Annotated in this window: 12 protein-coding genes; 11 read left to right on the top strand and 1 reads right to left on the bottom strand. The window is 45.1% G+C overall.

Features of this window, described 5'->3' with window-relative positions; translation table 11 throughout:
- Positions 1–237: 237 nt before the first annotated feature.
- The 8 genes from LIQ05_RS05580 (at position 238) to LIQ05_RS05545 (ending at position 8,054) form a co-directional block, all read left to right on the top strand.
- On the top strand, positions 238–1,320 hold the full coding sequence (locus tag LIQ05_RS05580; RefSeq protein WP_226819290.1) for a 6-phosphofructokinase: 1,083 nt from the start codon (positions 238–240) through the stop codon (positions 1,318–1,320).
- 30 nt (positions 1,321–1,350) lie between these two features.
- On the top strand, positions 1,351–2,979 hold the full coding sequence (gene dnaX, locus LIQ05_RS05575) for a DNA polymerase III subunit gamma/tau (protein WP_226819289.1): 1,629 nt from the start codon (positions 1,351–1,353) through the stop codon (positions 2,977–2,979).
- A 188-nt stretch (positions 2,980–3,167) separates the two neighbouring features.
- Positions 3,168–3,524 (top strand): YbaB/EbfC family nucleoid-associated protein, encoded by a 357-nt coding sequence (locus LIQ05_RS05570; protein WP_021924790.1) that lies wholly within the window; start codon positions 3,168–3,170, stop codon positions 3,522–3,524.
- On the top strand, positions 3,524–4,120 hold the full coding sequence (gene recR / locus LIQ05_RS05565; RefSeq protein ID WP_226819287.1) for a recombination mediator RecR: 597 nt from the start codon (positions 3,524–3,526) through the stop codon (positions 4,118–4,120). Before LIQ05_RS05570 ends, recR begins: the two co-directional genes overlap by 1 nt.
- Positions 4,121–4,155: 35 nt before the next feature.
- A complete protein-coding gene (locus tag LIQ05_RS05560) occupies positions 4,156–5,256 on the top strand; it encodes a LacI family DNA-binding transcriptional regulator (RefSeq protein WP_226819285.1) in 1,101 nt (366 codons plus the stop codon).
- 341 nt (positions 5,257–5,597) lie between these two features.
- Positions 5,598–6,251 carry a fructose-6-phosphate aldolase gene (gene fsa, locus LIQ05_RS05555; RefSeq protein WP_226819283.1) on the top strand — a complete coding sequence of 218 codons (654 nt, stop codon included), beginning with the start codon at positions 5,598–5,600 and terminating at the stop codon, positions 6,249–6,251.
- Positions 6,252–6,288: 37 nt separating this feature from the next.
- Complete coding sequence (locus LIQ05_RS05550) at positions 6,289–7,128, top strand: transketolase (RefSeq protein ID WP_226819282.1); 840 nt, start codon at positions 6,289–6,291, stop codon at positions 7,126–7,128.
- The gene (locus tag LIQ05_RS05545; RefSeq protein ID WP_226819280.1) at positions 7,116–8,054 is read left to right on the top strand and encodes a transketolase family protein; all 939 of its coding nucleotides are present in this window, start codon (positions 7,116–7,118) and stop codon (positions 8,052–8,054) included. Before LIQ05_RS05550 ends, LIQ05_RS05545 begins: the two co-directional genes overlap by 13 nt.
- A gap of 238 nt (positions 8,055–8,292) precedes the next feature.
- On the opposite strand, the gene yyaC is transcribed toward LIQ05_RS05545, so the two are convergent.
- Entirely contained in the window at positions 8,293–8,826 is a 534-nt protein-coding gene (gene yyaC, locus LIQ05_RS05540) for a spore protease YyaC (RefSeq protein ID WP_226819278.1), read from the bottom strand.
- Positions 8,827–9,107: 281 nt separating this feature from the next.
- Here yyaC and LIQ05_RS05535 point away from each other — a divergent pair, with 281 nt between their 5' ends.
- The 3 genes from LIQ05_RS05535 to LIQ05_RS05525 are packed head-to-tail and all read left to right on the top strand — an operon-like array spanning position 9,108 to position 12,537.
- Positions 9,108–10,508, top strand: a complete 1,401-nt coding sequence (locus tag LIQ05_RS05535; protein WP_226819276.1) for a LysM peptidoglycan-binding domain-containing protein — start codon at positions 9,108–9,110, stop codon at positions 10,506–10,508.
- Positions 10,509–10,568: 60 nt separating this feature from the next.
- Positions 10,569–11,813, top strand: coding sequence for a DUF5711 family protein (locus LIQ05_RS05530; protein WP_226819274.1), 1,245 nt, complete (start codon positions 10,569–10,571; stop codon positions 11,811–11,813).
- A 10-nt stretch (positions 11,814–11,823) separates the two neighbouring features.
- A complete protein-coding gene (locus tag LIQ05_RS05525) occupies positions 11,824–12,537 on the top strand; it encodes a CvpA family protein (RefSeq protein WP_226819273.1) in 714 nt (237 codons plus the stop codon).
- Positions 12,538–12,947: the final 410 nt, after the last annotated feature.

Here is a 12,947-nt window from a genome sequence, read left to right as displayed (position 1 = left end):
TTCAGCACCAGGCTTTAGCGTTGCATCCATGGATGACTTCATGGATGCAAATTCCTTGTTGTGTCAGACTGGGAAATATTATATAATGTAAACAAGATTGCCCCGCGATTTTTGTGCTGCCTAAATGTAACGGAACAGCAGTTGCTGCTCACTTTGGAGCCAGCAGCAGGCAGAGCTTCGCGGATCAAATTTCAAAATGTGGACTTTTTTGCAAAAGACACAGAAATGGAGGGTACTATGATTAAAAGAATCGGCTTATTGACAAGCGGCGGTGACTGCCAGGCTCTGAATGCCACCATGCGAGGCGTTGTAAAAGGGCTTACCAACAGTATTGATGACCTGGAAGTTTATGGCTTTGATGATGGATATAAGGGACTGATCTACGGCAAATACCGTATGCTTACCTCCAAGGATTTTTCCGGAATCCTTACACAGGGCGGAACCATTCTGGGTACATCCAGACAGCCGTTTAAGCTTATGCGCGTACCAGATACCAATGGACTGGACAAGGTTGAAGCCATGAAACAGACCTATTACAAGCTTTGTCTTGACTGCCTTGTGATCCTTGGCGGAAACGGAACCCAGAAGACAGCCAATCTTTTAAGGGAAGAAGGTCTGAATATCATTCATCTGCCGAAGACCATTGACAATGATATCTGGGGCACTGACATGACATTTGGTTTCCAGAGTGCAGTAAACATTGCTACAAACGCAATCGACTGCATCCATACAACCGCAGCATCCCATGGCCGTGTCTTTATTGTAGAAGTTATGGGACATAAAGTCGGAAGCCTTACTTTACACGCTGGAATTGCAGGCGGAGCGGACATTATCCTGATCCCTGAGATTCCATACGACATCGAGAAGGTAGTTGCCGCAATCCAGAAGAGATCCAAGGCTGGCAAGCGCTTTACCATTCTTGCAGTAGCAGAAGGCGCGATTTCCAAAGAAGACGCCCTTCTTTCCAAGAAAGACTATAAGAAGAAACTGGAGGACCGCGCGAAGAAGTATCCTTCCGTATCTTATGAAATTGCAGACAAGATTACCCAGAAGCTTGGCTCCGAGGTTCGTATCACTGTTCCGGGACACACACAGCGGGGCGGAGCACCCTGTGCATATGACCGCGTGCTTTCCACAAGAATCGGAGCAGGTGCAGCAGAGGCTATTCTGGACGGAGAATATGGCATCATGATCGGTGTTGTAAACGGCAAGATCAAGAGAGTGCCTCTTGAAGAATGTGCAGGCAAGCTGAAGATGGTTTCTCCAAAAGACCAGACTGTCAAGGCTGCAAAGCAGATCGGAATCAGCTTCGGCGATTGATACACTGCTGTTAGAAAGGAGTTTCCATAAATGAGCTATACCGCTCTATACCGGAAGTTCAGACCGGATAATTTCGGCGATGTTAAGGGCCAGGATCACATTGTGACTACCCTGACTAATCAGATCAGGCATAACCGTATTGGCCATGCTTATCTGTTTTGCGGCACCCGTGGAACCGGTAAGACAACCGTTGCAAAAATACTGGCAAAAGCAGTAAACTGCCAGCACCCGGTAAATGGAAGCCCCTGTGGTGAATGTGAAATGTGTAAGGCGATACAGGCCGGTACCTCCATGAACGTGATCGAGATCGATGCAGCGTCCAACAACGGTGTTGACAACATCCGTGAGATCCGCGAGGAGGTGGCCTACCGCCCTACAGAAGGAAACTATAAGGTATACATTATTGACGAGGTTCACATGCTTTCGACAGGAGCATTCAATGCTCTTCTGAAAACACTGGAGGAACCTCCGTCTTATGTTATCTTCATTCTTGCTACCACAGAGGCACACAAGATACCAATCACCATTTTATCCAGATGCCAGCGATACGATTTTCACCGTATTACCATTGACACCATTGCGGCGCGCCTGGATGAACTTTTGAAGATTGAAGGCGTAGAAGCAGAAGAAAAAGCTGTCCGCTATGTGGCGAAAGCCGGAGATGGTTCCATGCGAGATGCCCTCAGTCTTCTGGATCAGTGTATCGCCTTTTACCTGGGGCAGACATTGACCTACGACAAAGTCCTGGAAGTATTGGGAGCCGTGGATACAGAGGTATTCAGCAGGCTTCTCCGCAAAGTGCTCCAGGGAGATGTGACAGGTGCGATCCGCACTTTGGAGGATCTGATCGTAGGAGGAAGAGAACTGGGACAGTTTGTAGGAGATTTTACCTGGTACATGCGTAATCTCCTTCTTGTAAAAACCTCCGGGAATCCGGAAGAGGCCATCGATGTATCCTCAGAGAATCTGAAGCTTCTTAAGGAAGAAAGTGAGATGGTGGATGTAGAGACTTTAATGCGCTACATCCGTATTTTTTCTGATCTATCCAGCCAGATCCGTTATTCCACACAGAAGCGTGTCCTGGTTGAGATTGCCCTGATCAAATTGTGCCGTCCGGCTATGGAGACCAATCTGGATTCTGTTCTGGACCGTCTCCGCATTCTGGAGCAGCGCATGGATGAAAGACCTGTGCAGCAGGTGATCGTCCAACAGGGCGCACCAGGGGCAGCTGGCGTCATGGGAACTGCGGCTGGTAAAGGAACAGAAACCATGGCAGCAGAGAAGCCAGAGAAAGCAGCTCCTGAGGATCTGCAGAAGATCGTAGCCAGCTGGAAGGTGATTGTAGGTCAGACCAGCGGTATTTTCAAGCAGATGCTTCAGAAGTCCATTCCGAAATACAATGGTCAGACTGGTGAACCGATCCTCTATATAGAGTTCCAGGATTTTCTGGGAAAAACTTATGTAGACAATCCGGAAGCAGAAGAGGAGCTGAAGAATATTATCCTGGCCCAGACTGGCAAGAGTGTAGAACTTAAAATGGTCGTAGCCAAAGAGCACAACCATACCAATCTTGCCCAGGTTACTGTAGATCAGGCACTTCGTGAGAACATCCATATGGATGTGGTCGTGGAGGAAGATCCTGACGATACAGAAGAATAAGAAATGATCAGAGTGGTTACTGCTCACTTTGTGAACAGTAACCGCTTCGCGATGCACAGAAAGACGAGCCTTCTTGTGATAAGCACAAGAAGCAGCGTTTGCTGCGCAAACTTAATTCTGTTGGCAATATTTTCTAAAATGTGAATATTGTTATGAAACCAAAATTATGATCAAAGGAGGACTTTGTAATGGCAAAGCGTGGAGGATTTCCAGGCATGGGTATGCCAGGAAACATGAATAACCTTATGAAGCAGGCGCAGAAGATGCAGCGCCAGATGGAAGAAAACCAGAAGGCTCTGGAGGAGAAAGAGTTTACTGCAGCAGCCGGCGGCGGAGCAGTAGAGGTAACGATCTCCGGTAAAAGAGAAGTGACCAAAGTAAAGCTTGCAGAGGAAGTTGTAGATCCAGATGACATTGAGATGCTTGAAGACCTTATCGTCGCAGCAACCAACGAAGCACTTCGCAAGGTAGAGCAGGAGAACCAGGCTGTAATGTCCAAACTTACAGGCGGTCTTGGCGGACTTGGCGGAGGTCTTCCATTCTGATGGAATACTACAGCAGTTATATTAACAAACTGATCGAGCAGTTTTCACATCTTCCCGGGATTGGGGCGAAGTCTGCCCAGCGTCTGGCCTTTCATATTATGAATATGCCAAAGGACCAGGTGCAGCAGCTTACCAATGCCATCACCAATGCCAGAATGAACGTACAGTACTGCAAGTGCTGTTACACTCTTACGGATAAGGAAATGTGCCCGATCTGCAGCAATCCCAAGCGTGATCACAGCACTATTATGGTAGTGGAGAATACCAGGGATCTTGCTGCCTATGAAAAAACAGGTAAATTTGACGGTGTTTACCATGTACTTCACGGTGCCATTTCCCCTATGCTGGGGATCGGACCGGATGACATTAAGCTGAAGGAGCTGATCATGCGGCTTCAGGGAGATGTAAAAGAAGTGATCATTGCTACCAACTCCAGTCTGGAGGGGGAAACAACGGCTATGTACATCAGCAAGCTGATCAAACCTACCGGAATCAAGGTAAGCCGTATTGCCAGCGGTGTGCCGGTGGGCGGTGACCTGGAATACATTGATGAGGTTACCCTTCTGCGTGCGCTGGAGGGCAGGGTGGAGCTGTAAGAAAAAAAGACGAAAATGGCAGGAGGTGATTTTTTGTGGCACGAAAAAAGATAACATCTTCGGATGTAGCAAAGAAAGCAGGCGTGTCCCAGGCAACTGTTTCCATGGTTCTGAATCACAAGTATAATGTGTCTTTTTCCAGGGAAACCGTGGAGAAAGTAGAAAACGCAGCCAGAGAGCTTGGCTATCGTCTGCCCGGCCACAAAAACAAAAAAGAGAACAAAAAAGAAAAGCTGATTGTTGTCTTTTGCCCCACCATTACCAGCCCCTATTATGTGCTTCTCCTTCAGGGAATTGAAGCGGTAGCAAATGAACGGGGATATGGAGTCTTTATCTGTAATACCCAGCGTGATGCAAGACTGGAAGAGAAATACCTGCGGATGATCCGTGCACTGTCCCCTCAGGGAATCATTTATGCCTGCAATCCCCACCCGGACTATATCAGCCAGGTGGAAGAAATGGCAAGAACCATTCCGCTGGTCATTATCAGCAATAAGGAGAAGATCAGCACTGTAGACGCCATTAACCAGGATAATACGGAAGTGGGAAGACTGATGGCAAGGCACCTGCTGGATCTGGGACATAGGGATGTGGCATTTATTACGCCACCCCTTACCAGAAGACAGTGGCAGCGCTCCAAACGTGTGGACGGTTTTGTCCGTGAATTTGAGAAGGCAGGTCTTTCCGGACATGTGATCATCAAGGCGGCAGATGAATCTGTTGACCGCCGCAATCCCAAGACCGATTCGGAGTATTCTATGGGATATGCCCTGACCAGATCCCTTTTGGAGGATGGCAGAAGGTTTACCGCCATTGCAGGACAGAATGATATGATGGCCATTGGCGCCGTGGATGCGCTTCAGGATGCCCGTCTCAGGGTGCCTAAGGATGTGTCTGTGATCGGATGCGATAACATTTTTTATTCCGGAATCCGCCGGGTATCGCTGACCACTATTGATCACTTCGTAGATCTGAAGGGCAGGGATGCCTGCGACATCATTATCCGTAAGATCGACACAGGCCTTCGCTTCGGGGAGGGAATCCGTCCTACCAGTGTATATAATATTGAGTACAGTCCCAAGATCATTGTGCGCAAAACCACTGGTTACGCCCGCATGGACCGACCGGGCCTGTGAACGAAAAATCAGACGAAAATAAGATTAAATAAATGATTTACTTGAAATTATTAATAATAAATTCTGGCGCAACAGCTTGTAAAAATATTGAAAAAGCTGATTGATACAGTGGAAAATTGATTGATAACCAAGTAACAAACTTTGGAATGATTAATAAAAATAAAAATTATTAATTGAAAATTTATTAATAATTTATACCCTGCCTTGACCTGTAAGGGAAGTCTGCTATAATGAAAGCATGTGAACGGGTGCAAGGCAAAAGGAGTGTTGCAGCACCGCAAACCAGGCGGGGACAAGAGAGTCCATCCGCAGTTTATTTTATTCATTCAGGAGGAAAAATCATGAAATTTTTTATTGACACAGCAAAAGTAGAGGATATTAAAGCAGCTAACGATATGGGAATCATCTGTGGTGTAACTACAAACCCATCCTTGATCGCAAAAGAGGGAAGAGATTTCAACGAAGTTATCAAAGAGATCACAGAGATTGTTGACGGACCAATCAGCGGTGAGGTAAAAGCTACCACAACAGACGCTGAGGGAATGATCCGTGAGGGACGTGAGATCGCTAAGATCCATCCAAACATGGTAGTTAAGATCCCTATGACATGCGAAGGCCTGAAAGCAGTTAAAGTTCTTTCCAAAGAAGGAATCAAGACAAATGTAACTCTGATCTTCAGCGCTAACCAGGCACTTCTTGCTGCAAGAGCAGGTGCTACCTATGTATCTCCATTCCTTGGAAGACTTGATGACATCTCTACAGACGGTGTTGAGCTGATCCGCCAGATTGCAGACATGTTCGCTGTTGCCGGAATCGACACAGAGATCATTGCAGCAAGCGTTCGTCATCCAATGCATGTAACACAGTGTGCACTTGCTGGTGCTGACATCGCTACTGTACCATTTAAAGTACTTGAGCAGATGACACATCATCCTCTGACAGACGCTGGTATCATAAAATTCCAGAACGATTACAAAGCTGTATTTGGTGAATAATTGATAGAGTAAATGACTCATATAAGGAGAATTGATAATGGAGAATTTAGAGCTTCAGAAAACTGCAAACGAAGTCCGCAAGGGCATCGTAACAGCACTGCACGCTGCTAAAGCCGGCCATCCGGGCGGATCTTTATCTGCAGCAGATGTATTTACATATCTTTATTTTGAGGAAATGAACATTGATCCTAAGGATCCGAAGAAAGCAGACCGCGACCGTTTTGTCCTTTCAAAAGGTCACACTGCACCAGGCCTTTACTCTGTGCTTGCACAGAGAGGCTATTTCCCGAAAGAGGATCTGGTCACACTTCGCCATCTTGGATCTTATCTTCAGGGACATCCGGATATGAAACATATCCCAGGAGTTGATATGTCAAGCGGATCTCTTGGACAGGGAATCTCCGCTGCAGTTGGAATGGCACTTTCTGCAAAATTATCTAACGACAGCTATCGTGTATACACACTTCTTGGTGACGGTGAGATCCAGGAGGGCCAGGTTTGGGAAGCTGCTATGTTTGCAGGCGCAAGAAAACTGGACAACCTTGTAGTGATCGTAGATAACAACGGCCTTCAGATTGACGGTAAAGTTGAGGATGTATGCTCTCCATACCCAATCGACAAGAAATTTGAAGCATTTAATTTCCATGTGATCAATGTAACAGATGGAAATGACATGGCACAGTTACGTGCTGCTTTTGATGAAGCAAAGGCTACCAAAGGAATGCCGACTGCAATCGTTATGAAGACAGTAAAAGGCAAAGGTGTATCCTTCATGGAGAACCAGGTTGGCTGGCATGGAAAAGCTCCGAACGACGAAGAGTACGCACAGGCTATGGCAGATTTGGAAAAGGTAGGTGAAGCATTATGTCAGAAGTAAAGAAGATTGCCACCAGAGCAAGCTACGGTAACGCTCTTGTAGAACTTGGAAAGAAACATGATGATCTGGTTGTTCTGGACGCTGACCTTGCTGCAGCTACACAGACCGGAATCTTTAAGAAAGCATTCCCGGAGCGTCACATCGACTGCGGTATCGCAGAGTGCAACATGATGGGAATCGCTGCCGGAATCGCTACAACAGGCAAGGTACCATTTGCAAGTACTTTCGCTATGTTTGCAGCTGGACGTGCATTTGAGCAGGTCCGCAACTCTGTAGGCTATCCGAAACTGAACGTTAAGATCGGTGCTACCCACGGTGGAATTTCCGTTGGTGAGGATGGTGCTACCCACCAGTGCTGCGAGGATTTCGCACTTATGCGTACAATCCCGGGAATGGTTGTTGCATGCCCATCTGACGACATCGAGGCAAAGGCAATGGTAGAGGCTGCTTATGAGCATGTAGGCCCTGTTTACATGAGATTTGGCCGTCTTGCTGTTCCAGTTATCAACGATAACCCGGATTATAAATTTGAGCTTGGTAAAGGTATCGTTCTTCGTGAGGGAAAAGACCTTACCATTATTGCAAACGGACTTTGCGTAGCTCCGTCTCTTGAGGCAGCTGCTAAGCTTGCTGAAGAAGGAATCGAAGCAAAGGTTATCAACATCCACACCATCAAACCTCTGGATGAGGAACTTGTTGTAGCAGCTGCAAAAGAAACAGGCAAGGTTGTTACAGTGGAAGAACATTCCATCATCGGCGGTCTTGGCGGTGCTGTATGCGAGTGCCTTGCAGAGCAGGCTCCTGTACCGGTAAAACGTATTGGTATCAATGATGTTTACGGTGAGTCTGGCCCGGCTGTAGCTCTTCTTGAGAAATATGGACTTGATGCAGCTGGCATCTACAAACAGATCAAAGCGTTTATCTAATTAGAATGTGATTTGCAGAAAGTTCATTTCTGTAATGGAAGCGTATGTAATACGGCAAATGGAGGCGAAAGCTTCTATTTGCCGTATTGTGCTTTACAAGGCAAGTCATTGAAGCTTGCACCTGCAGAGAAACTGGCGGCTGACTCGGTGTATGATAATAACTTTAAAAGCTAAGCATGCAATGATACAGACCATGAGCTGAAATCCACGCTGGCATGTAGTTCTGGGTATTATCTGTTTATGCAGTAAAATTCCCCAGGATCCCCTGCGCAATGGTGTCTGCCAGGGAGATTACAGTGGAAAGTCTTGTTGTCTGTAAAGTGAGATATTCCAGGACCCCTCCAATATTTACAATCCCTGTAATATAAATATCCCCCACAGGCGGCAGATTCTTCTGCACTGCCGCACCTGGGTAAAGAGAACCATTCCCAATAGTCACATACCCTAAGTGCTTTTTATCACCCAATGAAGCGTCGATTGCAATCACAAGGGAAAATGGATGCTCCTTGGCAATAAAGTCCGTTATATGGGGCAGATTGACCGCGTGGACAGGCTGGTTTAAGGTACCGTACACGTAAATGCCGGGAATCTGGTGCTGGCTTAGCCGGTATCCCACATAAGGCCCCAGGCAGTCCCCGGTTACCCGGTCACTTCCAATACACAGAAATACGATTTCCGTCCAGTCCCGTTTATGACGTTTAATACATTTTTCCAGAAGATGGGCAATCTCTCTGGAAGAATCCGGATTTTGCGTGTTAATATAAAAAGGCATAAAATTTCTCCTGTTATATAGCTGTGCCAGCTGATTTCATTAAATTTTTTCTGCAAAGCACTTGCGCACTGTTTTCTATAATCCATCTTATCCCATATCCGGTAAAAATATGCACCTTGGAAAATGCTGTTTTCCATCATTCTTTTTCGCAGGACGTTGGAAAAAACTGCCAGGCTTTTCATTGCAAAAACTGTCGTAAAATTCTGTGGAACAGGTCTTATATTACGCTAAAATCTGCATTTCCCATGTGCTATCCTCATATCCGAAGGGGTGATGTGAGTATGATAGAAGTTATTTACAAAGAGGAGAAACAGGAGGCAAAAAATGGGGAAAATCTTTTTAATTTGCCGAGAAATATACGTCAGGTAGGGCTGACAACGGGAAACATGAGAATCTATATTGAAGATTATGTGTACACCTTTCTTACACGGCTTGCCAGAAACGAGATCAGCTCCCAAAAAGAACAAGGCAGCGTAGCTGTTTTTACAGGAGAAACCAAGTGGAACGATGGAATAACCTATCTTTTCATCCGGGGAGCATTGGTGGTGGAAGATATGGAAGCTGCAGCAGATCATATTGATTTCTCTGAAAAAGTATGGGTGAAAATACAGGAAGACCAGGCCAGATATTTTCCGGGACAGGAAATAACAGGCTGGTTTTTTTCGCGTCCTCAGATGTATATGGAAACAGACGAATTGCTGACAAGGATCCATCTTCGGTATTTTGGAGGCGAAAAAGTGCTGATGCTCATGGAACCTGCAGAAAAGGAAGAAGCCTTTTTCTTTTATGAAAATGGTCTGATGATCCGGCAGAGGGGATATTACATCTATTATGAGAAAAATCCTCTCATGCAGGAGTACATGATTGAAAAAAATAAAGAATTTGCACCGGAAATCACGGAAACGGTGCCGGATGAGGCAGTGGTGTCATTCCGGAAGATCATTAAAAACAAGAAAACAAAGAAGGAAGAAAAGACAGAGGAAAAGCCCCAGGAGGAATTGGAGCATACCTCTGTTTTTTCATATGCAGCCACGGCCTGTCTGGTGCTTGCAGTACTGGCAGTAGGGGCGGGCTTTTACAGGAACTATATGGGACTTACTGATTTTTCACGAAGAGAAGCCACGGTAACGGTGACTTCAGATGAAATTGAGCAGGAAGAGGAGAAAGTGACTCCGCCGATCACCTGGAAAGAGGAAAACCAGATCCAGGATGAAACAGCAGAAAGCCAGCCAACGTCAACGCCGCAAATATCAGAAGCTGAAAATGAAGGAATAAATGATATAACAGAAGCACCCCGGGAAGAAAAAACGGTTTCAACAGACGTAGAAGCTGCTGGTGCTGCAAACCACGACACAGAGAATTCCGGGCAGAAGGAAAATTCAAATGCGGAATATTCTGCCGGAACTGCGGAAGCGGAGAACACCCAGACGGCAGATAATGCCCAGGCGCTGGAAGAACAGCAGTTTTCCCAGGAAGCAGATGAAAGAAAAATAAAAAAACAGGAGTCGGCTGCTTCTTCCGGCAGGGTTTATGAAAACTATATGATCAAGCCTGGTGACACCTTGTATCAGATCAGCATTTCCCATTATGGAAGTACAGATGCCATTGCAGAAATCTGCCGGCTGAACAATCTCACGGAAAACCAGGTGATTTATCCTGGCCAAATGATTGTATTACCATGATGGAATGTGGTATAATCGAACAAATGATGTTAAACAGAAAACATAAGGCAAGGGTAAATTATGGCAAACACATTTAAGAATATCAAAAAGAAATTGCGGCGGAAGCGTCTGCTTGCTGAGAAACGCCGTCTGGAAAAAGTCCAGGCAGGGGCACAGGGAGGCGAAGCTGCAAGGAAAAAGTTCAAAGCAGCCATGCGTAAAAGGAAAGCTGTGCTGAAGCCTATTGCTGTTATATTAGCTGTGGTAATCGTGGCTTTAGCAGGCTTCCTTTTCCTGGAGATGCGGACCTACCGAAGCTATAAAGTACAGGCTTCCAGCGAGCAGGAAGACACAGTATCCACACAGTACATGAACCTGGCAGGAAAGATCCTGCGCTACAGCTCGAATGAGGTGTCTCTTGTAAATGATAAGCTGGAAACGGTATGGTCTCAGACGTACGATATGCAGAATCCTGTGGCGGATGTGTGGGGAGACTGTGCGGTTATCGCAGACAAAGATGGCACCTCCATGGTTTTCCTGAACAAAAATGGAATTACCGGTACCGTAACCACTTCATACAGTATTGTGAAAGCAAAAGTCTCCAAGACCGGAATGGCTGCAGCGATTCTGGACGGAGACGATCATACATGGATCAACTTCTATAATCTGGACGGAAGTCTGATCGCAGAGAATCAGACGAACATTCAGGATCCTGGATATCCTATGGATGTAACACTGGCAGATAATGGCGTGGTAATGATGGTGGCCTATCAGTATGTAGATAGCAGTCAGACCACAAGCTATATAGCTTTTTATAATTTCGGAGAAGTTGGACAGAATGAAGATGACCGTATTGTAAGCGGCTATACCTATGACGGCGTGGTGGTTCCCCAAATTCAGTATCTTGGAAGCAATGCAGTAGCTCTGCGTGATGACGGATTTACTTTATATTCTGGACGTCAGATCCCCAAGGAACTTAAGACCGTCCAGGTGGAAAGCGAGATCGTCAGCACATTCTATGACGAGAACAATATCGGCCTGGTATTTAAAAATGACAGCAAAGACAAACAATACACCATGCAGGTATATTCTGCTGATGGAAAAATGAAATTCAGCAAGGATTTTAATATTCCATACTCTACCATCAGAATGAGTGACGGTTATATTATCATGTATAATAGTTCCCAGCTGTGCGTCATGAATGAGAATGGCAAAGAAAAATATTTTGGAAGCATTGATGGGACAGTAAAGGATTTCTTTAAACTTGGATGGAACAAATATCTGCTTGTTCTTGATACAGGTGTAAATGTGATAAAACTCAGCTAAGGAGAAAAAAATGGACATAAGCTGGACATGGTTTGGAATTGTTGGAATTGTTCTGATCCTTTCAGCCTGTATTCTGGGATTCCGAAAAGGATTTGTAAAAGAAGTTGTATCCGCCTTTTTTATGATCATTTCCTTTCTTCTTGTCTGGGTGATCAATCCATATGTAAATACATTTGTAAAGGAGTATACCCCTGTATATACCGTGATTCAGGAAAAATGCCAGGACATGGTAATGGAACAGACGGATAATAGGAAGGTCCTGGACAAGGAAGAACAGGCACAGGTGGTAGAAAGCATGGAGCTCCCAGACCTTTTGAAGAATACGCTGGTGGAAAATAATACCGTAGAGACCTACCGCTATCTTGCTGTAAGCACTTTTTCTGAATATATTTCAGATTCCCTTGCAGTAATGGCAGTGAATGGTATTTCGTTCCTTCTTTCTTATATCATTTCTGCAGTTGTGATTAAGCTGCTGGGATATATACTGAATGTTCTGACAAAACTGCCAGTCATCAATGGAATCAACAAGCTGGCTGGAGGAGCAGTGGGAGGGATAAAGTGCGTGATCTTTATCTGGATTGCTCTTCTGGTGCTGACTTTACTATGCGACACTTCGGTGGGAAAACAGGGAATGGAACTGGTACAGAAGGATACATTCATGAATTTTCTGTATAGCCAGAACGTATTTGTAAAGGTGTTTATGAGTGTATTCTATGGAAAATAAAAAAGGAAATTTGTTAAATCGTGTAAAAAAATCAAAAAAATTGAAAAAAGGGGTTGACGAATAGCAACACCGATGTTATACTGAATCTCGCTTCTGAGGAAGCGGGATTTCTTTTTGAAAAGCTTCAAAAGTTTTTTGAAAGAAAATAAAAAAAGTTGTTGACAAACGAAAACGCTTGTGGTAATATAAACAAGCTGTCGGACAGACAACGGCAGATAAACAACCTTGATAACTAAACAGTGAAACACATACGATTCTCGAAAATTCTTAACGAATCATCATTCAAAAGAATGAACTTTTTATAACAGTAATGACGAGAGATAACTAAGCTAGTTGGTTGTCTTGAGTGAATCAAACATTTTATCAGAGAGTTTGATCCTGGCTCAGGATGAACGCTGGCGGCGTGCTTA

The organism is Blautia glucerasea, from assembly GCF_020537505.1.
GTDB lineage: Bacteria > Bacillota > Clostridia > Lachnospirales > Lachnospiraceae > Blautia_A.
The sequence above is the reverse complement of the archived record's forward strand: the minus strand, read 5'-3'. Positions and strand labels throughout refer to the sequence as shown.

Excerpts from the sequence above, each read along its gene's own strand:
- LIQ05_RS05580 (WP_226819290.1), top strand. The coding sequence starts at position 238 with ATGATTAAAAGAATCGGCTTATTGACAAGCGGCGGTGACTGCCAGGCT.
- dnaX (WP_226819289.1), top strand. The coding sequence starts at position 1,351 with ATGAGCTATACCGCTCTATACCGGAAGTTCAGACCGGATAATTTCGGC.
- LIQ05_RS05570 (WP_021924790.1), top strand. The coding sequence starts at position 3,168 with ATGGCAAAGCGTGGAGGATTTCCAGGCATGGGTATGCCAGGAAACATG.
- recR (WP_226819287.1), top strand. The coding sequence starts at position 3,524 with ATGGAATACTACAGCAGTTATATTAACAAACTGATCGAGCAGTTTTCA.
- fsa (WP_226819283.1), top strand. The coding sequence starts at position 5,598 with ATGAAATTTTTTATTGACACAGCAAAAGTAGAGGATATTAAAGCAGCT.
- LIQ05_RS05550 (WP_226819282.1), top strand. The coding sequence starts at position 6,289 with ATGGAGAATTTAGAGCTTCAGAAAACTGCAAACGAAGTCCGCAAGGGC.
- LIQ05_RS05545 (WP_226819280.1), top strand. The coding sequence starts at position 7,116 with ATGTCAGAAGTAAAGAAGATTGCCACCAGAGCAAGCTACGGTAACGCT.
- yyaC (WP_226819278.1), bottom strand. The coding sequence starts at position 8,826 with ATGCCTTTTTATATTAACACGCAAAATCCGGATTCTTCCAGAGAGATT.
- LIQ05_RS05535 (WP_226819276.1), top strand. The coding sequence starts at position 9,108 with ATGATAGAAGTTATTTACAAAGAGGAGAAACAGGAGGCAAAAAATGGG.
- LIQ05_RS05530 (WP_226819274.1), top strand. The coding sequence starts at position 10,569 with ATGGCAAACACATTTAAGAATATCAAAAAGAAATTGCGGCGGAAGCGT.
- LIQ05_RS05525 (WP_226819273.1), top strand. The coding sequence starts at position 11,824 with ATGGACATAAGCTGGACATGGTTTGGAATTGTTGGAATTGTTCTGATC.